The organism is Spirosoma endbachense (genome assembly GCF_010233585.1).
Classification (GTDB): domain Bacteria; phylum Bacteroidota; class Bacteroidia; order Cytophagales; family Spirosomataceae; genus Spirosoma; species Spirosoma endbachense.
In genome coordinates, this window is sequence record NZ_CP045997.1 from 806,268 (window position 1) to 829,409 (window position 23,142).

18 protein-coding genes are annotated in these 23,142 nt (G+C 48.4%); 10 read left to right on the plus strand and 8 right to left on the minus strand.

Annotated elements, in window-relative coordinates:
- Positions 1-825: a nucleoside triphosphate pyrophosphohydrolase gene (mazG, locus tag GJR95_RS03305; RefSeq protein WP_232541065.1), complete on the minus strand. Its 825-nt coding sequence runs from the start codon at positions 823-825 to the stop codon at positions 1-3.
- Positions 826-1,194: 369 nt separating this feature from the next.
- Positions 1,195-1,992 (minus strand): aminotransferase class IV, encoded by a 798-nt coding sequence (locus GJR95_RS03310; protein WP_162384533.1) that lies wholly within the window; start codon positions 1,990-1,992, stop codon positions 1,195-1,197.
- An 82-nt stretch (positions 1,993-2,074) separates the two neighbouring features.
- Here GJR95_RS03310 and GJR95_RS03315 point away from each other — a divergent pair, with 82 nt between their 5' ends.
- From GJR95_RS03315 to GJR95_RS03325, 3 genes are all read left to right on the plus strand, one after another.
- Positions 2,075-3,583, plus strand: coding sequence for a TolC family protein (locus tag GJR95_RS03315; RefSeq protein ID WP_162384534.1), 1,509 nt, complete (start codon positions 2,075-2,077; stop codon positions 3,581-3,583).
- A gap of 95 nt (positions 3,584-3,678) precedes the next feature.
- A complete protein-coding gene (locus tag GJR95_RS03320; RefSeq protein ID WP_162384535.1) occupies positions 3,679-5,097 on the plus strand; it encodes an efflux RND transporter periplasmic adaptor subunit in 1,419 nt (472 codons plus the stop codon).
- 96 nt (positions 5,098-5,193) lie between these two features.
- Complete coding sequence (locus GJR95_RS03325; protein WP_162384536.1) at positions 5,194-5,826, plus strand: hypothetical protein; 633 nt, start codon at positions 5,194-5,196, stop codon at positions 5,824-5,826.
- A 51-nt stretch (positions 5,827-5,877) separates the two neighbouring features.
- On the opposite strand, the gene GJR95_RS03330 is transcribed toward GJR95_RS03325, so the two are convergent.
- On the minus strand, positions 5,878-7,122 hold the full coding sequence (locus tag GJR95_RS03330) for a hypothetical protein (RefSeq protein WP_162384537.1): 1,245 nt from the start codon (positions 7,120-7,122) through the stop codon (positions 5,878-5,880).
- The gene (locus tag GJR95_RS03335; RefSeq protein ID WP_162384538.1) at positions 7,119-9,593 is read right to left on the minus strand and encodes a DUF2339 domain-containing protein; all 2,475 of its coding nucleotides are present in this window, start codon (positions 9,591-9,593) and stop codon (positions 7,119-7,121) included. Before GJR95_RS03335 ends, GJR95_RS03330 begins: the two co-directional genes overlap by 4 nt.
- 185 nt (positions 9,594-9,778) lie before the next feature.
- Here GJR95_RS03335 and GJR95_RS03340 point away from each other — a divergent pair, with 185 nt between their 5' ends.
- Positions 9,779-10,783: an NAD(P)H-dependent glycerol-3-phosphate dehydrogenase gene (locus GJR95_RS03340; protein WP_162384539.1), complete on the plus strand. Its 1,005-nt coding sequence runs from the start codon at positions 9,779-9,781 to the stop codon at positions 10,781-10,783.
- A 58-nt stretch (positions 10,784-10,841) separates the two neighbouring features.
- Positions 10,842-11,327, plus strand: coding sequence for an MOSC domain-containing protein (locus GJR95_RS03345; RefSeq protein ID WP_162384540.1), 486 nt, complete (start codon positions 10,842-10,844; stop codon positions 11,325-11,327).
- Between the two features lie 20 nt (positions 11,328-11,347).
- Here the strand turns inward: GJR95_RS03345 and GJR95_RS03350 are convergent, their stop codons facing one another.
- The 4 genes from GJR95_RS03350 to msrA form a co-directional block, all read right to left on the minus strand.
- The gene (locus GJR95_RS03350) at positions 11,348-12,127 is read right to left on the minus strand and encodes a peptidase associated/transthyretin-like domain-containing protein (protein WP_162384541.1); all 780 of its coding nucleotides are present in this window, start codon (positions 12,125-12,127) and stop codon (positions 11,348-11,350) included.
- 108 nt (positions 12,128-12,235) lie between these two features.
- Positions 12,236-12,898, minus strand: a complete 663-nt coding sequence (locus GJR95_RS03355) for an HAD family hydrolase (protein ID WP_162384542.1) — start codon at positions 12,896-12,898, stop codon at positions 12,236-12,238.
- 84 nt (positions 12,899-12,982) lie between these two features.
- On the minus strand, positions 12,983-14,191 hold the full coding sequence (locus GJR95_RS03360; RefSeq protein WP_162384543.1) for an MFS transporter: 1,209 nt from the start codon (positions 14,189-14,191) through the stop codon (positions 12,983-12,985).
- Between the two features lie 88 nt (positions 14,192-14,279).
- Positions 14,280-14,939 (minus strand): peptide-methionine (S)-S-oxide reductase MsrA, encoded by a 660-nt coding sequence (gene msrA, locus GJR95_RS03365; RefSeq protein WP_162384544.1) that lies wholly within the window; start codon positions 14,937-14,939, stop codon positions 14,280-14,282.
- Between the two features lie 178 nt (positions 14,940-15,117).
- Here msrA and GJR95_RS03370 point away from each other — a divergent pair, with 178 nt between their 5' ends.
- The 5 genes from GJR95_RS03370 (at position 15,118) to GJR95_RS03390 (ending at position 23,087) form a co-directional block, all read left to right on the plus strand.
- Positions 15,118-15,966, plus strand: coding sequence for an AraC family transcriptional regulator (locus tag GJR95_RS03370; protein ID WP_162384545.1), 849 nt, complete (start codon positions 15,118-15,120; stop codon positions 15,964-15,966).
- Between the two features lie 332 nt (positions 15,967-16,298).
- Positions 16,299-16,985: an RNA polymerase sigma-70 factor gene (locus GJR95_RS03375; RefSeq protein ID WP_162384546.1), complete on the plus strand. Its 687-nt coding sequence runs from the start codon at positions 16,299-16,301 to the stop codon at positions 16,983-16,985.
- Between the two features lie 56 nt (positions 16,986-17,041).
- On the plus strand, positions 17,042-18,022 hold the full coding sequence (locus GJR95_RS03380; RefSeq protein WP_232541066.1) for a FecR family protein: 981 nt from the start codon (positions 17,042-17,044) through the stop codon (positions 18,020-18,022).
- An 11-nt stretch (positions 18,023-18,033) separates the two neighbouring features.
- On the plus strand, positions 18,034-21,447 hold the full coding sequence (locus GJR95_RS03385; protein ID WP_174260182.1) for a SusC/RagA family TonB-linked outer membrane protein: 3,414 nt from the start codon (positions 18,034-18,036) through the stop codon (positions 21,445-21,447).
- 20 nt (positions 21,448-21,467) lie between these two features.
- Positions 21,468-23,087: a RagB/SusD family nutrient uptake outer membrane protein gene (locus GJR95_RS03390; protein WP_162384548.1), complete on the plus strand. Its 1,620-nt coding sequence runs from the start codon at positions 21,468-21,470 to the stop codon at positions 23,085-23,087.
- The last annotated feature ends 55 nt before the right edge of the window (positions 23,088-23,142 follow it).

Sequence of the window (23,142 nt, forward strand, 5' to 3'; positions counted from 1 at the left end):
TCAGATCGTTTTGGCTTCGTTCCAGTATACGTCCATTTCAGCCAATGTCATCTCATTGAGTGATTTGCCGTTGGCGCGTGCCTGCTGTTCCAGATAGGTAAAGCGTTTGATAAACTTTTTGTTTGTTCGCTCAAGGGCTGTTTCTGGATTTATGTCAATAAAGCGGGCGTAATTTACGAGGGAGAACAAGAGGTCACCAAACTCACCTTCAGCACGTTCGGTATCGATCACTTCGTTCGTATCGGTGTTGAACTCGGCTTTAAATTCCTGCATCTCTTCTTCTACTTTTTCCCAAACCTGTTGTTTTTCTTCCCAGTCGAAACCGGCTCCGCGTGCTTTTTCCTGGATGCGCATAGCCTTAACGAGGGCAGGCAACGAGCCCGGTACACCCCCTAAAACAGATTTATTGCCCTCCTTTAGTTTAAGCTGTTCCCAGTTTGCTTTCACCTGTTCTTCGGTTTCTGCAACTGTATCGCCGTAAATATGGGGATGGCGGCTTATCAATTTTTCGCAGACGCTGGTCAAAACATCGGCCATGTCGAATCGGTCTGATGCTTCTGTCGCCGTTTCGGACGCTATTTTGGCATAGAAAACCAGATGCAATTGCAGATCGCCGAGTTCTTTACGGATCTCATTCATATCCTTTTCCAGAATAGCGTCGGAGAGTTCGTAAGTCTCTTCAATGGTCAAATGTCGAAGGCTATCCATCGTTTGTTTGCGGTCCCAGGGGCACTGAGCGCGCAACTCGTCCATGATGGTCAGTAATCGATCAAACGCCATGAGTTGCTCCTGACGGCGGGGGGATAAGTCTTGAAATTGTTTCATCTGGCTCATAAACCAATAAGACGCAAAAAGTCATATTGGTTTTGGAAAGTTTCGTGGGGCGATAGCGTCAATCGATCAGGCTGAAGGATACGCTGAGTTGTTTTATACGGTCAACAGCTATCATTGCTTAAGGTAAAGGTAAGAGAAAAAGAGATGTAAGGACAGGTCAAAGACCGATTCGCCTGACCAGGGAGCTACGTATTGCTGACCTTATTTGTCGTAGACAAACGAGCTGAAATTTGTCCGCTTTTGATCGAAAAGCTGTCCGAGAACGGACGAGATGGGTAATTGTATTTTTGTAATAGACTGACAGTCAGTTAGTAATGAACGATGGCACGGCGCTTGATGATTACAGAGACAAAATCTAAACTAACAGCCAGTGAAAATCGATGAAAGAGAACCAACTTGTGTTTCGGTCATTTTTCCGCTCAAAATTTGAATACCCATAACGTTTGCGGCAAAAACGACATCGGCAGCTTCTAGGTCCGAAGGCAGGAAAAAACCTTCCCGGCAATCGGTATATCGCCGGAGCAACTGCCGCCGGGCGATGCCATTGATGCAACCGGTTTTGAGCGAAGGCGTAAAAAGCGTTTGATCGTTGAACCAAAACAGGTTCGATGCAATGCACTCCGCCAGATGCCCTTCTGTACTTAGTAAGATGACATCGTTGAATCCATTCTCCTGCTTGTATAAACCCGCCAGGATATATGGTAACGAATTAAGCGTTTTACTGGCAGATACTGGTGATTCAGATAACCGAATTGTGCTATAAATTCCTATTTTTGTCTGTTCGGTGATATGAAACGGTACGCCTGGGCGAGCAGTGATCAAGTAATTGATTTCGTGGCTGGTAGGCGTATACAGGCCACCGGGTTTGCGCCAGATCTGGAGTTTAATGCGAGCCGGTTGAGTCAGTAAATCATTGGCCGAAAGCAGCTGAAGAATGAGCTGCTGAACCGATGATTCAGTAAAATGTACAGGTAATTGTAAACGGAGAGCCGCCATCCCGGTTGTGAGCCGGGTCATATGGTCAGGCCAGAACCAAAGGTGGTTGTTTTCGTAACGGATGGTTTCAAAAAGGCCATCTCCATATTGGAAGGCCCGGTCGTCGACTGGCAGCCGAAACTCATCTTCCGTAAGTATATCCGAATTATAAACCAGAAACATGCTTAGTTTGCGCCGTTTATCCCAAAATAATAGTTGCCCCGAAGGTAAGTTTGTAACATTGAACCATCAAAATCCAGCGAACATGCAAGTGGCGTGGAAACAAGTCGGGGCCGTTGTTGCTCTGCTATTCACAACGAGTTTATCAGGAACGTATGCCCAGAGTACGCCCACTACAGCGTCGACCGGTGACGTTACTGCAGCTTTAGCGGCTGGTGCACCCGCCCGGCTAAATTTATTGCAGTGCATCGAGATTGCTCAGCAAAACAATATCACTGTTCGACAAGGACAACTTACTGTCGCCAACAATGATTTACTGTTGCACCAGTCACGCCTGAACTTATTGCCGACAACGAATTTTCAAGCCAATCAGGGCCTGAATGGAGGACGGAGTATTAACCCACAATCCAATGGATTTGTCCAGCAGTCAATTGTGTCGGGTAGTTATCAATTAAACGGGGCAGTAACCCTGTATAATGGGCTGGTATTGCGGAATACGATCAAGCAAAATGACCTGATCCTTCAGGCCAGCCAGCACGAGTTAAAAGCAACCCAAAACAACATATCACTGACTGTTGCGCAAAATTATTTAAATGTGCTAACGGGCACAGAGCAATTATCTATTGCACAACGTCAGTCTGAAGTGACAAGAGCCCAATTGGACCGGACCCAACGACTGGTCAATGCCGGATCGGCTCCGGAAGCAAATCTGTTTGAACTTCGGGCAACCCTGGCCAGTAATGAAGTCGATATCGTAACGGCCCAAAATACGCTCGATCTGGCTAAAGTTGCGCTGCTTCAGGCTATGAATGTACCAATTAATCAGGCATTTGAAGTGGAGCCGATAAATGTGCCAGATCCCGGTTTAGATCCTTATACGGCTACTGTTCAGCAACTCTTTGACATAGCCGCGACAAATTTACCCGAAGTGAAGGGAGCCGATATGCGTGTTAAGAGTGCGGCTTTGGGTGTGCAAGTGGCTAAAGGAGCCCTTTATCCGGTCCTGTCGCTAAACGGTAACTTGAGTAGTATTTATTCCAGTGCGGCTAATAAACAGTCAATAGCAACCGGTACAACATCGCAACAGATTACGGGCTTTTTTATGGATGCCAATGGGGCACAACAGCCTGTTTATTCTACGGTACCTAATTTTAATGTTAGCGATGTTACTTATATTGATCAGCTACAAAATAACTTTAACCGGTCGGCATCTTTATTTCTGCGGGTCCCAATCTTTCAGGGAAATCTGTCACGAAATAGAATCACTACGGCCAAAATTCAGCAGCAGAATGCTGAACTAACGGCCCAGAATACGCGCCTGACACTTCGGCAACAGATTGAAACGGCCTACACGGGTATGCGAGCTGCCGCCAACAAATTCCGGGCGACACAAGTGCAGGTATCATCGCTCGAAAAAGCGTTTCAGGTTGCTGAGAGCCGGTTAAACGCCGGGGCTATCAATGCAACAGATTACAGCATTGCCAAAACAAATCTCGACCGTGCCAGAGCTAGCCTGGTGCAGGCTAAATACGATTACGTTTTCCGTACCAAGATTTTAGACTATTACCAAAACAAACCACTCGCCTTCAATTAGCGAATGTGTGAATTGTTGAATGACCGGACTGGCGTTCACGAGGATGATTTCTCGTCAAACTATTCATAAATTCGCTCGTTCACAATTCAACCATTATGAGAAAGAAGTCAAACAGGATTTGGTGGATATTAGGGGGAATAATTGTTCTGCTTGTTGGCGGATTAGTCGCTGCCAAACAAACAGGCATGATTGGCAAACCTAAATCGACAGAAGTAGATTTTGCCACCGTTAAGCGGACCAATATTACCGAGCGGGTTAGCGCATCCGGGCGTGTTCAACCCCAGGTTGAAGTAAAAATCAGCCCTGATGTATCCGGTGAAATTATTGGTCTCTACGTTAATGAAGGCGACCCGGTTAAAGCAGGCCAGTTGTTGTGTCGTATCCGGCCTGATAACTACGAATCGATGATGGCTCGTGCCAAAGCAACGGTCAACCAGAGCAGGGCACAGCTTGAACAGTCGAAGGCATCGGTAGCCCAGTCGAACGCTCGTCTGATTCGGGCGAAAGCCGATTATGACCGAACCCGTAAACTCTTTACGGATAAAGTTGTATCATCGGCTGATCTGGAAACCAGTGAAGCTAACTTTAATGTAGCGAAGCAGGAAGTTGAAGCCGCGAATGCCAATGTTCGGGCTGCCCAGTTTAATATTCAGAGTGCGGAAGCCAGCCAGCGTGATGCCAGTGAGAACCTGCGTAAAACCACCATTTACTCGCCTGTAAATGGAACGGTGTCGAAGCTGAACATTGAATTGGGAGAGCGGGTAGTTGGTACATCGCAGATGGCCGGAACCGAGATCATGCGCATTGCCAATCTCCAAAATATGGAGGTGCGCGTCAATGTGAACGAGAACGATATTGTTCGCGCTAATTTGGGCGATACGGCCGACATTGAAGTCGATTCATATACCACCGCTGGCCGTAAATTCAAAGGTGTTGTGTATGAGATTGCCAATACCGCCAATGGCCTGACGAGTTCGTCAGGGGCAGCCGCTGCGGCTACGGTTTCGGCTGATGCTGTTACGGAGTTTGAGGTAAAAGTAAAAATCCTCAATAATTCGTATGCTGATCTGTTGGCGCAGAAAGACAAAAAGGGCTATCCATTTAAGCCGGGAATGACCGCTTCTGTTGAGATCATCACCGACCGGAAATCAGGTGTAGTGGCTGTTCCGATTGCCGCCGTAACAACACGCGGAGTTGGCATTGACGCTACCGGGCAGAAAGAAAAGTCGGATGATGACGACAATAACGCCGTTCAACCACCAGCCGATCAGCCCGAAAAGAAAGATAAACCCAAAGAAATTGTGTTCGTCAATGTTGGCGGGAAAGCCACCCAGCGCGAGGTAAAAACGGGCATCAGCGACTTTGAGAACATCGAAATCCTGTCGGGTCTGAAACCGGGCGAACAGATTATCTCCGGGCCATTTATCGCTGTATCGAAGAAGCTCAAAGATGGTGAACTGATCACGAAGCGTGATCCGAATAAAAATAAGAAGAAAGAAGATAAGGACGAGTAATATGCAGACCTATAAGGTTTTTGAAACCTTATAGGTCTTTCGGTTTTCGCTGATACGTTAAGGCAGCTATCACGTCTTATTGGGAAACCGAAACCAATGTATAGCAATCCTTTATTGCCGGGACAATACTATCATCTTTATAATCACGCTGTTGGTAACGAAAATCTATTTCGACAACCTGCGAACTACCAGTTTTTCTTAGATCGTTACCGGAGTTATATTTTCCCCATAGCCCGCACTTATGCCTACTGTCTGATGCCGAATCATTTTCACCTGCTGGTTCAAATTCGGGAAGAAGCGGAGCTGATAAATCACAATCGGCAGCTAAAAAAACGCCCATCAGAACAAAAGGATTCCCTGCTGGATGTATCTTCATTTGTGATGCAACAGTTTAGCAATTTCTTTAATAGCTATGCAAAGGCGTTCAATCGTAGATTCGACCGAAAAGGAGCCTTGTTTCTTGACTATTTGCGCCGGAAACCAGTGGAAACGGAAGCTTATTTTACGACGTTAATGGTCTACATTCATCGCAATCCTATACATCATGGATTTTGCCAAAACGTAAATGATTGGGTCTACTCTTCTCTCCATTCGATTAGTAGCAGTAAATCAACGCGCCTGGAGCGGAATGCTGTACTCGATTGGTTTGGCGGTGTTGAACCTTACCTCGCCTTTCATGAACAGAATTGTATCATCCCTACGGATGAAGACTGGGAATTTGGCGATTAATTCATTCTTTTAGACCTATAAGGTTTCAAAAACCTTATAGGTCTTTCGGCCTTATAGGTCTGGTTTAGGGCTCGATTTTCCCATTTCCCGCAACATCCGATACGACAGAACTCCCAGTATCGCCAATACCAGCCCTAGTGCAGGCCAGATGATCCGACGATCACTGAAAAGAGACGTAGTTTCGGTCCTGTGGGAGCTAATGGAACGAATGCTTCCGACCTGAACAATAGGCGGATTGGCCGGAAGATTATTTTTGAAATAGGCCAGATCGTAAGCTGGAGCGGCAACAGTTTCTGCACAGAAACGGAGTAGATAGGATGAATCAGCCGTCAGGTTCGCCAACAGAAATGTGGCATGCTGATACGCCCGAACATCGCTGACAACCAGCGGTTGATTGTCGTCGTTGGCGATGATCACGTATAAATCCTTCGCTTTCAGGCCCGGCAGGTAGATCACACTACTGTCTGTTGAGCTTAATTCGATCGTTCGAACAACGTCAAACCACTGTTCCAGGCGGCCCCGTTTTTTTTTGCGCGTTCGAAATTGACCAACGACGGCCTGCCGTCTAAATGGTGCAGACGCCCTGAAACGGATACTAAGTTTATCGAAGCGGGCATCACTGGTTCGGCTAAGGTGGACGTAGGTTTGTTTATCACTACTGTCTCTCTGCGAAATCGTGACGTCAGGAATCAGCGAAAAATCACCTGCTTTGGCGGCTGTCTGATAGTAGCCAATTCGTAGAATATTTAATGGGGTGCTTAACGAGTCGTTAATGTCGAGCCGGTAATACTCGTAATCGCTTAAGGGAAAGTCCAGTCGTTTCGTTTCGGTCGTGCTAACGTTGGTCTGAGTGGGTTCCAGCCACAAATTGTCATCGATTGCATACCAGTTTTGGGCGTCTGAACTACCACTAAGCCTGGCCTTTTTACCCACATTCGTATTTTTAATAAGAAGGCCGAGTGAGTTAATCCGATTTTTAGCCCGATTCCGTAGGATCACCGTTGTGGCCACATGCGGTAACGCTTTTCGGCTCACGACCTCATAATCGATAAATCGGGCTACCTGACTTGGTTGCTGACGAATCAATAGATAAGGAATCTCATGCTTTTGATGGTCATACAGCCGGATGTCAGTCAGGCCCGTATTGAGTTGCCCAACCACATCGGGGGGTAATTTAATACGATGATAGCCTGGTTGATGAACCGCTTTGACAGGAGCCTCCAGACGAAACGATTGCGCCTGGCTTGTTATCGTTACAAAGAGGCTGACTATGGTTAGATAAATGAAGTGGTTCATTGTTCAGCCGTCGGTGGTGTCGTATCGTTGGCTAGTATTAACTGTTTGATTCGCTGATACATGAACGATATGATGAGCAATAACGCACCTAACGAGATAAAGGCAGCAATGCGTCCTCCTTCGGAAATGCCCTGAAGATCGTAAAAGAATAATTTCAATAGGGTCAGCGCAAATAAGCTAAGCGACATAATCCGGAATACCCGGTTTCGGCGGGTGAGGCCCAGATACATGAAGGCAAAGGCGCATACACCCCAAATAATTGGCAGCCCTACTTTATTGGTTTGCACGAGCAGAGCGTAATAGCGGTCATCGACAACAATTTTCTGAGCGGGTTGGCGGGCAATATCGGCTTCCGAAAAGTTGAAGTAAAGAACATGGGCAACTAATTCATAGCTCGCGATATAAACCACGACAAACCCTAGAAACCAGGGCCAGATTTTAGTAAGTAGTGGTGGTATAGGCTCCAGAAGTGCCTTGACCTGGCTTCCTAAAACCAGAATGCCAACTACCGCAGCCAGGCTGAGATAATGGAACGGATAGCCAATTAAGCTCGGTTCATCCCCTCGATAATACGTACCTAATAGCTCCAGAACGGCAGGGCTGAATAGCGTTATGAACAGGATCAGACCTAGTAGACCAAGTGCCGACGTTTGCAGCAGCCAGCTACGAACCGGATAGCGTCGGGCTATCAGCAAGAGCACAAATGCAAACGAAAGATGATATGTACCCAGCAAAATCGTGCGGTTAGGTCCGAAACCAAAGGCCGTTATGAGCTGATAATTTACTTCGAACGCACCACTTAAATAAATTGTAATAAGCGTGAGGTATCGTATGATCCGGGAATAAGCCGGTACGCTCAACTGACCCAGCCACAACTGAAAAGGCGATGTCTGATTGCGAAGCAGACGGCTGGTAATCACCAGACCAATGATGGAAACGATGCTGGTAATGAATGCTTTATTCACTATGATTGGTAGGGGAGGGATAGACGCAACGCCGTAAAGATTGGCCCAGTCCATGCTCAGGCTGATGAGCATCAAACCCATCACAACGATAGCCCCCGTCGCTATCAGCGTAATTCCGGAACGCTGGGCCAGCCATAATAACAATACAGCTTCCAGTGCCCAGAACATAGTGATAAAATTGCCATCCAACTGCACGGGTATTGTCAGGCTGGCGAATGTAATAATAAGCCCGATGAGCAGGTAAATGAGGGTACGATCAACGAATTCACGCCGGTATAAAAGCAGGGCAATACCCGCGTTTATAACCGCCAGCCCTGCTGTAAACAGACCCTGGTAGGCACCCTGATTAATAGAACTTAAAATAAACATCCCCGCGCCGTAGTAAAACGCCGTATTGCTCATAAGCAGGCTGATTTCTACCGCCGAAAATTTCTTGCGTTCCTTCAGGTTATAAATCAGATTCATCGCCATAAACACCAGGTAAAATAACGTGGCGAAGATCAGGGCTCCCAGGTAAGGAGCGTTCTTTACGCCATTGACTTCACCGCTAAGCCACAGACTATAAAGAAGCACCGTGAAACCATAAGCCACAAAATGGACGATATTCCACTTTTTGAAATAGGCTAACACCAGCATCCCACAATCTAGAACAAGTAGGTAGGTGAAAAAAACGATGTAGTTTCCCTGGCCCGAACTAGCCATAAAGGGAGTGGCAAATCCGCCAATGAGTGACATGATGGCCAAAGCAGGGCGATTGTAAGCAATGGCTAACAGGACAGAGAAGCCGGTAATGACGACCATCAACACGAAAGCCACTGTCTGGCTAAAAATCTTATAGTCCGAAAAGGCGATGGCAATGGTGAAATAAAGAACCGATAAGCCACCCGCGACCAGTACGGAACTAAAGGCTACGAACGAATTGCGCATGCGGTGTGCTACGCCCAACAATAGTCCACCGGCCAGAATGCCGATCAAAACCCGGCCAATTTCGTTGATCCACTGCTGGTCGATGGCGAATTTCACAAAGTATCCAATCCCCGCAACCAGAATTGCAATACCAATCTTGTTGATTAGATTTTCGCCGATGAATTTTTCCAGATCGGGATTTTCAGCGAGAAAACGCTGGAAAAACGAAGGCGTTGGCTCCGCTGGAATAATGGGTTGAGGAATGGGCCGGAGAGAGGGTATTTCCGGTGTTGGTTCAGGCTTAATGTCAGGTACAGTTGCCAGCGGCAACACAAGCTCAGGTTCCGGTACAACTACCGGAGGAGCTTCTATGGGAGGAATTGCCACGACAGGTGGCTGCTCGACGGCACGCTCAGGGATTAGTTCGGGAGCTGGAGCAGGCCCGGCATTATTGACGATCTCATTCCGAAATTTAAGCAGATCATTGCGTAGATTAGTCAGATCGGTATGTTGATTTTCGAGCAACTGTTTGACGGCACTAAACCGACTGTTGGCAACAATGACCAGTACAATCAGAACAAAGAGTAAAAAGGCTTCCATTTTGAGGTAAAAGGCAGATTTAGAGTGGTGTTACGGAGGTATAGACAGACAAATATGCAAAAAATAGAACGCCCTATTACACCTAACTTTCTAATAGGTAAGACAACTTAGTCATCGGTCGATTGGTACGGAAAAGCCTGACTGGCAAACTTGTCAGGCATTGGCTTTCTTCCGTTCTTTACCCCATGAAAGTATCGCAACCCGTTCGGCTGACAATGGTAGGTGGGGGAAGTTGGGCGACTGCGCTCGTCAAAATCCTTTCCGAAAATAACGTCAGTATAAAATGGTGGCTTCGCAAAACATCTGATGCGGAACACATTAAAAAGTTTGGCCATAATCCCAGCTATCTGAGCGATGTGCAGATCAATACCCGAAAGGTGAAAGTCTGTACAAAAATTCGGGAGGCATTTCGAGATAGTGAGTATGTTGTATTGGCGGTCCCGGCTGCTTTTGTGGCCGATGCGTTAACCGGGATAAAGCCCGACCATTTCACCGGCAAGTGCGTCATATCGGCTATTAAAGGCATGATTCCGGGTGCCAATCAGCTGGTAACCGATTGGGTTAGCGAGCAGTATGGCGTTCCGTCAGAGCGAATGTCGGTGATTGCCGGTCCCTGCCATGCCGAAGAAGTAGCTCTTGAAAAATATTCCTATCTGACCATTGCCTCGCCCGATCCGGCCTGTGCTGAGAATGTGTCGAACCTGCTCCGGTGCCGGTTCGTACAGACCACACCCGTTGATGATATTTATGGCATTGAGTACAGCGCCGTTATGAAAAATATCATCGCACTGGCTTGTGGCATTACCCGCGGACTGGGTTATGGCGACAATTTTCAGGCAGTGTTGGTATCCAACGCCATGCAGGAAATTAAGCGATTTGTTGATGCTATTTATCCTAAACATCGTGACCTGAGCGGCTCGGCTTACCTCGGTGATTTACTCGTAACGGCCTATTCGCCATTCAGCCGAAACCGAACCTTCGGAACGCTGATCGGTCGTGGGTATACCATTCAATCGGCACAGGCAGAAATGAACATGATCGCCGAGGGTTATTACGCGGTCAAGAGTATCTACGAAATCAACCGACGATTCAACGTCAAAATGCCGATTGTCGACGCGGTTTATACTATTCTTTACGAAAAAGCCGCGCCAACTGCAGAAATGAATGCCTTGAAAGAGTTATTAACGTAATAGAGCTAAGCCGGATGAAAGTGATCGTTGCCAGGTATTAGCGCTGTTGTCGTATTGAATGGAGAATATAAAAGACTTATTCAACGTATTTCCACGTCCGGGCCGGGTAGAGTGGATTGGCATTCGGCCAGAACGGCGGAACCCCGTAGACGTTGTGCAATCGGTCGAGGTGTCGGAGAAGAAGGGGCTGATTGGTGATCATTACAGCGGGCAGAGCGGAAATCGTCATATTACCCTCATTCAGGCCGAGCATTTGCCGGTCGTAGCTGCGCTGACTGGTCGCGACGAACTTGATCCGGGCATCGTTCGCCGAAATCTTGTCATTTCTGGGATTAATCTACTGGCCCTCAAAGAGCAGCAGATTGAGATTGGTGAGGTCGTACTTCAGGTTACCGGGCAGTGCCATCCCTGCTCCAAAATGGAAACGGCGCTTGGGCCTGGCGGTTACAATGCCATGCGTGGACACGGAGGCATGACTGCGAAGGTGATTCGGGGTGGAACAATACGAGTTGGGGATACCGTCGTCGTAACTAAACCGACCTGATTGATATCAGTAATTCTAAACTAGCGCTGTTTAGGTGCTTTGTCCGGATCAGAAGAGAGTTTGCTGGGTCGGTTGAAGCCGTCCCGGTAGCGATTGCGCAGTTGCTGGATGGTATTGATGAGATCGTAGTCCTGCGATTTGAGCAGAAACTCATCATCCAGATCGCAGAAATCAAAGAAGCGGTCGATTTCATCGGCTTTGAGGTTGGTCGACTGTTCGACCAGTAATCGGAATCGTTCGAGAGCCAACGCATGACGTCGGTCCTGCTGCATGATGTAATACGCCTTCCGGTCAGATTTGGGCCGTTTGGCAAACAATTCATAGAGCAATGTAACGCCAGCCCCATCGGCCAGCCGGTCAAAAGCCTGTTCACCCGTCACTTTTTTTGAGGCTACGGGTTCATCCAAAAGCTGCTGAATCTCCCGCTTGACTTCTTCATACCGTTTTCCTGTAACCGTAACCTCCGCCAGCTCCACAACGCGGTAAGGCATGGGAGGTAGGGCAAGGGCCGTGATGGTTGGGTTGTCGGAACCGTCGTAGCGAATGCCCGTGCGGTTATACAACTGGCTCGTGAGAATGAGCGAATCGCCGGGTAAAACCGTCAGGAAAAAACGGCCGGTTGAGTTGGTTCTGGCTCGCTGACGAGTCCGCTGGTTAATGACTGTAACTTTGTCAACCCCTTTTTGGCTGGTCTGGTCAACCACCGTGCCAATAACATATTTGCCTTGTGCCCATGCAGTACCCGGTTCAGCGACCAGCGCGGTCAGAATAAGCAGGAGTAGAACGATGAGTTGACGCATAGGGCTTATAAAACAACCTGTGCCACTGCTCAGCGCAATGGCACAGGTTTTACACAGTCAGTACGTAAAGTTACGTTTTTTTTGGTTTCGCCAAGGTGAACTACCGCGTTAAAAAACGTTAACCAGTTGCTGTACCCGTTCGAGAGACGTTTCCGTAAAATCCCGAATGACATCATCGACAAACGGCCGAAGCTCATCCGGGGTTAGGGTTGTGGCGACCCCAACGACAAAAGCGCCCGCTGCTTTACCGGCCTGAATGCCCGGCATCGAATCTTCAAAGACAACGCTATCTGCCGGATCGACACCTAATTGGGCCATTGCTTTCTGGTAAATTTCCGGGTCAGGTTTGGGGTGACTGACCATACTTTCGTTCAGCAGGGCATCGAAATAAGGACGAAGATTCAGCGCATCGATAATAAAGTCGAGGTTTTCGACGGGAGCCGACGTAGCCACCGCTGTGCGAATACCAGCCGCCTTTAACGCTTTCAGAAAGTCGACAAATCCCGCTACAGGCGTGATAACCGGTTCATACAGTTCCCGAAATAATGCTTCCTTTTCGTAAGCTAACTGGAGTGATTCCGCTGCGGTAAGCGTACGGTCCGCGAATAAATGAGCGACAATATCGGTATTGTGTTTTCCCGAAACGTATTGAATAAAATCGCTGTCACTCAATGTTTTGCCATAGCGCTGATAATACTCCCGCCAGGCAATTCGGTGGTGTGGATTCGTATCCACGATCACACCGTCCATGTCAAAAATTACTGCTTTCATACTTTGATAGTGAACACCGGGAACGTTTTGACAGCCAATACAGCGATGATTTCGCTCTGAAAATCACTGCCCGGTGTTTGTCGGTTAAAATAAGTTTACAATACGTGCCAGACCTGCTGAAATGAGGAGCACGACGGCTACAAAGCCTAAGCCATAGTACAGCCCAAACGCTTCGGCGACGAAGCCGATGACGGGTGGTCCAGCCAGAAATCCGATGAAGCTAAAGGTAGCAAAGGTAGCTAAACCGGCAGCGGGTGGAATACCCGGTACGCGCATGGAGGCAGCATACAAAATGGGTGCTCCGAGTGAGCAACCTGCCCCCAGTATGGCAAAGCCAATGAGCGCCGTGGCCGGATAGGGGAGTGCGATGGCAAAGAAAAGGCCAAATGCCGCTAATAAACCGCCAATTTGCAGCCAGCGTTTAGAGCCGATTTTAGGGATTATGGCATCGCCCAGAAACCGCAAACTTGTCATCATCAATGAAAAGCTTCCAAAGCCCAGAGCCGCAATCTGACTGCTGGCCCCAAGGGTTTCGCGCAGATACACCGCGCTCCAGTCGAAGGCGGCACCCTCGCCCATTGCCACTGCCAGACCGATCAGAATCATCAGGAGCAGATCCAGATTGGGCCGTACGAAGGATGATCCCGTTTTTTCGCCGGTTTCGGTCCGGCTGCTCGACGGAATCTGAGCCAGCAACGGCTGAAGCGCAAATGTCAGGATAAGGATCAGGCCCGACATGATCGCTACGTGTACCGCAGGCGACACGTGCAGGGCAATAACGGCCCCGGCAATGCCCGAGCCGAGCAGGCCACCCAGGCTCCACATACCATGACAGGACGACATGATGACAATGCCCTGCGATCGTTCGAGGTTGGTTGCACTGGTGTTCATGGCCACATTGATCAGGGCTGCATTAAGGCCCATCAGAAACAGGCCGATAGCCAGAACAGCCGGATTCGGCGCATTAAGCGGAATCAGAACCGCTACTGTCAAACCCACCGCCGACCAGAAACATGCTTTCGCTTCGCCTAACCTGGAAATAACCCAACCGGTCAGAGGATTCATAATCAGTAACCCAACTGGCATGGCAAAGAGCGTTAAGCCCAGTTCAGAGTCAGAAAGGTGTAATTTTTCTTTTACGTGCGGTATATGAGCGACCCAGCTGCCGAACAGAATACTGTCGGAAGCAAAGACCAGTCCAATTGCCAGGGCATGCCGGTTCAGAAAAAACGTCAACAGGTTGCGGACGAATGGATTCCGGTGCGGCTTATCGATAGAAATCGTTGTATTCATACTGCAAAAATAGCCAGCGATTGCTGGCTATTTTATTAATCTATTATCCGTAACTGATGGTACATTACCTGTTTCAGTTCGAAAAGGGTTAATTCATTGTCAACCCGGTATTATTTTTAAGGTGGCCTGCCATCGCTTTACGTAGCTTTTCGACCTTTGGTAACGAAACTCCCTGGATGTAAGGCTGGTCGGGATGCAGGGAAAAATAATTCTGGTGGTAATTTTCGGCCGGATAGAAAACCTTAAACGGTTCAACCTCCGTCACGACTTTACCACTGTAATGTTTTGATTCGTTAACCCGCTTGATGGCGGCATCGATTTCGGCTTTTTCGGCGGGTGTCCGGTAGAAAACCATCGACCGGTAATCGCGGCCTACGTCTGGTCCCTGACGATTGAGCGTGGTGGGGTCATGACCCGCAAAAAACGCATCGAGCAACTGTGAATACGTAATGACTTTAGGGTCGTAATAAACCTGTACGGATTCAGCGTGCCCCGTTTCATCAGTAGAAACCTGTTCGTAAGTCGGATTTTTGACGGTGCCACCGGCGTAACCGGAGATTACCTCGTTTACACCTTTAAGTTGGTTCATGCCTTCATCCAAAGCCCAGAAGCAGCCGCCAGCGAATGTCGCCACCGCTTCACCCGTTTTGGGCGTGGGCAGTTTAGCCGGTGTGTAATCTTTAGACTGGCCTTGGGCGCAACCCGCCAGTAAGAGTATATTGAGCGCCAATAAATGAATTCGTTTCATGCTGTTTATGGTTAGCATTTTGTTGGTTAATAAACGTTTGAAAACGGATTGCGGTTTCTTTTATGTGTCGCCTGGAAGACAAAATATGTTAAATTGAAGAAGAAAGAAAGCTGAGCACCTAAAGGGAAAGAAATCGGCGCTCAACGTCTCTTGGCCTTCATTACACGTTTCCTCCAATATGAAACTCCAATTCGAAAAAATTGAGCCGGAAGCGGGTAGTTCGTTCCGGGTTGTGCATAGTACAGAGCCGGAAACCTGCCGGGTATACTGGCATTATCATCCTGAATATGAGATTGTTTTCATTCCCAGTGGTGATGGACAGCGACGGGTTGGCACCAACGTGTCGCGCTATGAAGGGGGAGAACTGGTATTTATTGGGCCAAACCTGCCCCACCTGAATTTTAGCTATGGAAAAGAGGGTCAGTTCGAGGAAATTGTGGTGCAGATGCGTGATGACTTTCTGGGCGAAACATTCCTGCAAAAGCCCGAATTAAAAGGCGTTCAGCGCCTGTTTGAGCGGGCACACAGAGGACTTACGTTTGGTGGTAATACCAAGCAAAAGGTAGGTCCCTGGCTGGCTCAACTGCCCGACCAGTCACCATTTGAGCGATTACTGACCCTCTTACGGGTGTTACAGCAACTGGCCGATGCGTCGGATGTCGAGCCACTCCATGCCGACGGTGTTCGGTTTGATCTGAACCCCAAAGAGCAGGAGCGGATTAATCGAGTATGTCAGTACGTTGAGCAACATTATGCCCAACCCGTTGATGTTCGGGAGGTTGCAGACCTTGCGAGCCTTACAGTTCCGGCCTTTTGTCGTTATTTTAAGCGAATGACGCATCTGACCTTCACCGATTTTGTAAACGAATACCGTGTCAATCAGGCTCGCCGGATGCTTCAGTCATCCCGTACGGTGGCTGATGTAGGCTTTGCCGTCGGGTTCAATAACCTGTCCCATTTCAACAAAACGTTTCGCGCCGTAACTGGCCAGACACCGAGTGCTTACCGGAAGGCACTGATCGGATAGAATCAGAAAAATAGACTATTCGCCGTGAGTACTGTAATCCGGTAATTGCGCTTCCGTCTGGAGCCTGAAGCCGTGCCACGGTTACTCGTAATGCGCAAACAAACCGTGGTACGGCTTCAGGCTCCAGACGGAAGGCTAACAATATTGTCTATAAAATTACTGGAATATATAGCGTGTTGATAGTTAAGGATTTAGCAAGAAATGCTGCTGCCCATTTTAAGAGATTTGCTGTAAGAAAGTAGACCTATAAAAATATTTTATTATCTATGTGAGGTAAGCAAGTCCAAACTTGTCTATGTTAAGTACTACCCGCTTAACCTAGACAAGTTTGTATGCAGTCAGTACCTTTAGTTAATGACAAGCACCAATCCGACAGCATACTTCCTCTGTTGGTTAGCTATCAATCCGAAATCACAACCAAAGTGACGGATGATGAATTAATTCTTCGGCAATTATTTGCACAGGATGCAAAGAAAGGCTGTGCGTTTCTGTTTAGGCGGTATTATACGAATCTGGTCAATCATGCTGTTCGTTTCGTCTATTCAAAGGAGGTAGCCGAAGATTTAGTAGCCGAAGTCTTCACATTATTCTGGCAGGACCGGATTTTTGAACACATTACTACATCGTACCGGGCCTATCTCTACAAAGCCGTTCGGCATAAGGCTTACAATTACCTCCGCTGGGAATTACGCAAATCAGATTCGTTGGAATTGGCTGACGATCAATCTATTCCCGCATCGCTGCAACCCGATCAGGTGCTGCATTACAGCGAGCTTCACCAGAAAATCGACTCGGTTATTCAATCCCTGCCTCCCCAATGCCAGCGGGCTTTTCTGTTGAGCCGCATTGAGGGTAAGAAATACGCTGAAATAGCGCAGGATATGCAGATCAGTAGCAGCGCCGTTGAAAAGCTGCTCATCCGGGCCCTCAGCAAACTCCGCCAGGAGCTGAAAACCGAGTGGTTTATTTCGCTGCTCATGTGGCTTTCTGTTGGCTGTGCTTTAGGGTGGGTGAGGTAATGCGTACACAACTTGTCTAACTGGGAAATCAGAAATGAGCTATGGAACCTTCGCTTATGAAAAATATAGTTTTTGATTTTTTTGATGGAAAAGCCACGGCTATCCAACGAAAATACATCGAAGCCTGGCTGGCCGAAGAAGCTAACCAGGAAACATACTATCAGTATCTCGATGAGTGGGAAAGTCAGCGGCCTCAATTTGCCCTGGATGCCGATAAAGCGCTGGATTCGTATCAGCAGATTTTACAGGATACCCATCCCCCTGCCTTTCCGCAGCGAATCTTAAAACCTGACCCGACAGCCTGGACACAACATTGGCTAAAGTGGAGTATCGCAGCTTCATTGCTGCTTGTGAGCCTTCTGGGTGCTTTTCTGTTCCGTTCCGAATTATTGAACAAGTCTTACCAGACAGCCTATGGCCAGACGGCTACGTTTCAATTATCGGATGGTACACGGGTTATGCTGAATGCCAATTCCAGGCTGACGGTGCCCCGGTTTGGCTTTGGAAGTGATACACGTCGGGTATTGCTGGAAGGCGAGGGCGAGTTCAAGGTTACACATACCATAACGAATCAGCGCTTTATTGTTCAAACACCGGCTAACCTTCGGGTAGAAGTGTTAGGCACCGAATTCGTTGTTTACGCCCGAAAACGGGGAGAGCGTGTTTTTCTCAACAAGGGTAAGGTTAAACTCCAGTTACCTCAGGGACAACAGCTTTATATGAAACCCGGCAACGTCGTGACAGTGGCTAATTCGGGACGCTACCAGCTAACGCAATCATCACCCGCACGTCATTATCTGGCCTGGAAAGATCATTGGTTTTATTTCGACAATACAACACTGGCCGAGATTGCCAGGCAAATTCAGGAGCGGTTCGGTGTGGATGTGGTTATTGCTGATCCTGAACTCGCCCAACGGCGTATTGCGGGCAATTTCAAGGCCGAAAAGGCTGATGATTTGCTGCAGATTTTGTCGGAATTACTGAATCTGGACGTAGTGAGAACCCGGCGTCATATTGAATTAAGAACACTTAACTGACCAAACGAATCATGTCGTATTTACATATACCCAAAATAGGGCTGGTCTTATTCGGTTTACTCTACCAGCAATTAGCTTTAGCGCAATCGGTCGCTCTGGCCCATCAGCAAAGTAAAACCGTACATACACTTCAGGTATTACCCGCAGAGAGCCAAAAGCTGAAAGAAGTGCTTACGACCCTGAGCCGCCAGCATCAGGTTAGTATTTTGTTTGAAGAAACGACCGTGCAGGGAATCACGATTCCGGCCGATGCACAGCTTCGCTCGGGTACGTTAGCCAAACAGCTCCAGGCCCTTTTGAAACCGTATGGCTTAACTGTCAAAAAAATCAACGATCAGGCGTATTACATTATCAAAACGCCAACCAAAGACAGTCGCTCGTCAGGGAGTACCAGCCAGGCCGAAGCTGCTCTTAGACCGTCTATAGAAGGTGGAGTTTCGACCATACAGACTCTTGGGGCCACATTACCCATCGCGGCAGTTGCCGACATCCGTGTAAGTGGTCGTGTAATTGGCGAAAACGGGGATGGGTTGCCCGGTGTCAATGTCGTGATCAAGGGCGCTGTTCGCGGCACCAATACAGATGCCGAAGGGCGGTATCAACTGAGCGTTCCCAATGGCGAAACGACCCTGGTTTTCAGTTTTGTGGGTTATGCTACCCAGGAGGTTGTTGTAGGTAGCCGTACTACGGTGGATATCAAACTGCTGCCGGATAACAAATCATTGAATGAAGTTGTGGTTGTCGGTTATGGTACGCAATCCCGCAAAAACCTCACTAGCGCTATCAGCACCATTAAACCCGAAGAACTGAACCGGGGAGCCATCAGTGATGTAGGGCAATTGTTGCAGGGTAAAGTTCCGGGCCTGAATATTTCGGCCAATGGTGATCCGAACAGTCCGGCTGCGGTTGTCTTGCGGGGCGCATCGACGATTAACAGTTCGCAGGGGCCGTTCTATGTCATTGATGGCGTGCCCGGTGCCGATATTTCGATCATTGCGCCCGATGATATTGCCTCAATCGATGTGCTGAAAGATGCGGCTGCCACTGCCATTTACGGAAACCGGGCGGCCAATGGGGTGATTATGGTCACGACGAAACGGGGTAAAAAAGGCCAGGCGCAGATCACCTACAGTGGTTATGTAGGCATTGAAAAGGTATCCAGCAAACTGAACATGATGAATGCCGATCAGCTGCGGGCCTTTCTGACGCAAAATGGGCAATCGTTTTCACCGGCCGACGATAAAGGAGCGAATACAAACTGGCAGGATGCCGTTGAGCGGAGTTCGGCCATTTCGCAAAACCATAACGTTTCAATTAGTGGCGGCACCGATCATAGTACCTACAGTGCCAGTATCAACTACCTCGATAAGCAGGGAATTTTGCAGGGTAGCTCGCTGAACCGGGTTATTGCCCGCCTGGCGGTTGAGCAGTATGCCTTTAACGATAAAGTGAAATTTGGTCTGAACGTGACCAATTCGAACAGCAATGCCAACAACACGCCCTTGCGTAATAATGTGCTGTTGCAGATGATCAATCACTTGCCCGTATCACCCATTACAAACCCGGATGGCAGCTATTTTGAAAATTTTCAGAATACGGGCTATTTCAATCCGGCGGCTATGATTAATCATGCGAAGGACAATACGAAATTCAATAATCTGGTGGGGTCATTAACAACCCATGTACAGCTTCCGTTAGGATTCTCGTATGATCTGAATCTATCGTACCAGAATTCGACATCCCTGCATGGCGAATCCTACGACAGTTATTTTACCCAGTACAACAGTGCCAACTTCTACAACAATCCTGATCCTCCACTGGTCCACAGCCTGCTGAATTTCGGGACGAATGGGTCGGCGCTCAGAAACACCTACCAAACCACGCGCAAGGTGCTGGAAACCTTTTTTACCTGGAACAAAGAATTCGGTGATCACTCGATAAACGCCGTATTGGGCTATTCGTGGCAGGGTAACGTTTCGGGCGATGGCTTTCAGACATCGAGTACCAACTTCCCTGTCGATAATATCGGCTACAATAATTTCGCCCTCAGTAACCCCTATGCGGTGTCATCGTATCGGGTGAATTTTGGGGCCGACGGTATTTATCAGGAAACCCGGTTAATTTCTGACTTTGCCCGCCTGAACTACAATTACAAAGACCGGTATCTGGTGCAGGGGTCGATTCGGCGCGATGGTAGCTCGGTATTTGGGGCCAACAATCAGTGGGGTTACTTCCCTGCGGTCGGTGCTGCCTGGCGCATTAATCAGGAAGGATTTATGCAAAACCAGAACCTGTTTAATGACCTGAAATTACGGGCCAGCTATGGTGTTACGGGGAATTCGTCGGGGTTCAATGCTTACACTGCTCAATTCATATCGGGTAGCCTCGGTACGTATTATTACAACGGTGTTCAAACGGCTGCCTACGGTCCAACTCAGGCTGCCAACCCCAATTTGCAGTGGGAGAAAACGGCTACAACCAATATTGGTCTCGACTTTACGGTCCTGAAAGGGAAACTGAGCGGTACGCTCGAATGGTACGACAAGAATACGACCGGTATGATCTATTCGTATCGCGTTGATCCCATTCTGGTTCCAGTCGGTAGCATTATTGCCAACGGGGGAAGCATGAGCAACAAAGGGGTCGAGTTTAGTTTAAGCGCTACTCCAGTCAGCACGTCTAAATTCAGCTGGACAACGGGCATCAATCTGGCGCATAACACCAATAAAATCACCAGCCTGACCAATCCACTTTTTGTGGGTGGCGATTCCGTTCGAACCACCCAGCCTGAAGGCAATGGACAAACGGGCAGCACCCTGCAGATATTAAAGGCAGGAATGCCGTTGGGCCAATTCTTCACGCTTCAGTACGCGGGAAAAAATGACAAAGGTGTTTCGCAGTATGTGAGTCAGAAAGGTGACCTCACCACAACGCCGACGATCGGCACCGATTATAAATACCTGGGAAGCCCGCAGCCGAAACTTCTCGTAGGCTGGACGAACACACTTCGTTACGGCAACTTCGATTTTAACGTGTTTTTCCGGGGTGTTTTCGGGAATAAAATTTTCAACGCTACCCGTGCCGATCTGTTCCGGCCCAGCACGGCGCAGTTTACCAATATTCTGGTCGACGTAGCGGACGAAAAAGCCACTGATGTCAACTCATTCAAGTACTCCAGCCGGTTTATTGAAGATGGTAGCTACGTGCGTCTGGACAACGCGACGCTGGGCTATAATTTCAAAAAACTGGGCCAGTATGTAAAAACCATTCGGGTCTATGCATCGGTCAATAATGCGTTCGTCATAACCGGCTATAAAGGAATTGACCCTGAAATCAATCAGGGAGGCATTGCGCCGGGCGTAGACGCCAATAACTTCTACCCAAAAACCCGCACCATTCTGGTGGGCCTAAACGCGTCATTCTAACATCATAGCAGACAAAAACAATGAAAAAGCTACTCACTTCCGGCGCGTTTCTGGTACTGCTTGTTTACCTGACTACGGCCTGTCACGATATAAATGTTCCTGTCGATACAGAGCTGACACCCGATATTTTCCCTCAGAATTCGTCGCAGTTTATTCAGGCATCGGGCCCGCCCTATGCGGCTCTGCGGGGTAATTTTGCACTGGATTATTGGTTCATGCAATCGCTCAGTAGCGATGAAGCTATCCTGCCCGCCCGTGGCGGAAACTGGTTCGACAACCAGAACTATCGGATGCTGCATTACCACAACTGGACCAAAGACCACGGCTGGACCAATGGTGCCTGGAGTTGGTTATCGACTGTGATTGGTACGTCTAATCAGGCTTTGTCTATTTTGAATCAAACCATACCAGCGGCTACCGCATCGAAACCGACGAACCTGGCTGAGTTGAAAATGGTACGGGCGCTGGCTTATTTCATGATGATGGACCTGTATGGCAATGTTCCCATCGACACGACTTACGGTGATTTTACACCGCACCCGAATGTGCCGCGTGCGCAGGTATTCAGCTTTATTGAAAAGGAAGTAAAAGCAGCAATGCCTTATTTGAGCCGCGTTTCCGGTCAGGCGACTTATGGACGGGCGAATAAATTCACGGGCTTTAGTTTGCTGGCCAAAATGTACCTGAACGCCGAATACTATACGGGCACTCAACGCTATAATGATGCCATCGTTGCCTGCGATAGTGTGATCAGTTCGGGTCTGTACGCGCTGGAACCCAGAACGTCATACCTCCAGATGTTTTATCCGAATAACGGCCCGCAGATGAAGGAATTTATATTTGCTATTCCTTATGATCCGGCAGCCGGGGCAATGGCAGGTACCAATGGCATGATGTATCACTCCCGCTATGATGTGCCTCGGTCGGAGACAAAGAAATTCAATCTGCCTTTTACGCCCAGCGCGCCCGAAAGCACATTGCCCGAATATTACGTGAACTTCAATGATGCCAACGATATACGAAATGGGCAGTGGCTCACGGGTTTGCAATTCATGAACGATGGCGTTACGCCCGTAACCGTTACCACGACCAAAAAAGGGTACGACCAGACGTATACAGGTGCTGATGGGGCTGCTGCGTACACCTATCAGGTGAATCTGACGCCCGATATCGTGCTTCGGCAGGACGTAGCGACGTATGATTGTGGCAATGACGAAATCGCCTGGAATATGGGCTATCGCAACATTAAGTTCTACCCCGATGCTTCGTCCACATCGCGTAATCAGAATAACGACGTTCCGGTTTTTCGCTATTCGGATATTATCCTGATGAAAGCCGAAGCGATTCTTCGCGGGGGCACACCGACCCAGGGCCAAACCGCTCTTTCGCTGGTCAACCAGTTACGAGCTAATCGCACTACATCGGCTGCTTTGTCGAGCATAACACTGGAAGGTATCTATGCTGAACGGTGCCGCGAATTTGCCTGGGAAAGCTGGCACCGTAACGATATGATTCGCTTTGGGAAATATGAAGGGAAATGGGGCTTCAAAACGGATGCCGATGTCAACCACCGCATTTTCCCAATCCCAACTTCTGCTTTCACCGTGAACCCGGCCCTGACCCAAAATCCGGGGTATTAGTAGGTGAGAAATTAATTGCGGACTAGTTGACCGGGCACTTCTGCTCAGTCAACTA

What these genes read in the sequence shown, in the direction of transcription:
- mazG (WP_232541065.1), bottom strand. Translation starts at nt 825, where the DNA reads ATGAAACAATTTCAAGACTTATCCCCCCGCCGTCAGGAGCAACTCATG.
- GJR95_RS03310 (WP_162384533.1), bottom strand. Translation starts at nt 1,992, where the DNA reads ATGTTTCTGGTTTATAATTCGGATATACTTACGGAAGATGAGTTTCGG.
- GJR95_RS03315 (WP_162384534.1), top strand. Translation starts at nt 2,075, where the DNA reads ATGCAAGTGGCGTGGAAACAAGTCGGGGCCGTTGTTGCTCTGCTATTC.
- GJR95_RS03320 (WP_162384535.1), top strand. Translation starts at nt 3,679, where the DNA reads ATGAGAAAGAAGTCAAACAGGATTTGGTGGATATTAGGGGGAATAATT.
- GJR95_RS03325 (WP_162384536.1), top strand. Translation starts at nt 5,194, where the DNA reads ATGTATAGCAATCCTTTATTGCCGGGACAATACTATCATCTTTATAAT.
- GJR95_RS03330 (WP_162384537.1), bottom strand. Translation starts at nt 7,122, where the DNA reads ATGAACCACTTCATTTATCTAACCATAGTCAGCCTCTTTGTAACGATA.
- GJR95_RS03335 (WP_162384538.1), bottom strand. Translation starts at nt 9,593, where the DNA reads ATGGAAGCCTTTTTACTCTTTGTTCTGATTGTACTGGTCATTGTTGCC.
- GJR95_RS03340 (WP_162384539.1), top strand. Translation starts at nt 9,779, where the DNA reads ATGAAAGTATCGCAACCCGTTCGGCTGACAATGGTAGGTGGGGGAAGT.
- GJR95_RS03345 (WP_162384540.1), top strand. Translation starts at nt 10,842, where the DNA reads ATGGAGAATATAAAAGACTTATTCAACGTATTTCCACGTCCGGGCCGG.
- GJR95_RS03350 (WP_162384541.1), bottom strand. Translation starts at nt 12,127, where the DNA reads ATGCGTCAACTCATCGTTCTACTCCTGCTTATTCTGACCGCGCTGGTC.
- GJR95_RS03355 (WP_162384542.1), bottom strand. Translation starts at nt 12,898, where the DNA reads ATGAAAGCAGTAATTTTTGACATGGACGGTGTGATCGTGGATACGAAT.
- GJR95_RS03360 (WP_162384543.1), bottom strand. Translation starts at nt 14,191, where the DNA reads ATGAATACAACGATTTCTATCGATAAGCCGCACCGGAATCCATTCGTC.
- msrA (WP_162384544.1), bottom strand. Translation starts at nt 14,939, where the DNA reads ATGAAACGAATTCATTTATTGGCGCTCAATATACTCTTACTGGCGGGT.
- GJR95_RS03370 (WP_162384545.1), top strand. Translation starts at nt 15,118, where the DNA reads ATGAAACTCCAATTCGAAAAAATTGAGCCGGAAGCGGGTAGTTCGTTC.
- GJR95_RS03375 (WP_162384546.1), top strand. Translation starts at nt 16,299, where the DNA reads ATGCAGTCAGTACCTTTAGTTAATGACAAGCACCAATCCGACAGCATA.
- GJR95_RS03380 (WP_232541066.1), top strand. Translation starts at nt 17,042, where the DNA reads ATGAAAAATATAGTTTTTGATTTTTTTGATGGAAAAGCCACGGCTATC.
- GJR95_RS03385 (WP_174260182.1), top strand. Translation starts at nt 18,034, where the DNA reads ATGTCGTATTTACATATACCCAAAATAGGGCTGGTCTTATTCGGTTTA.
- GJR95_RS03390 (WP_162384548.1), top strand. Translation starts at nt 21,468, where the DNA reads ATGAAAAAGCTACTCACTTCCGGCGCGTTTCTGGTACTGCTTGTTTAC.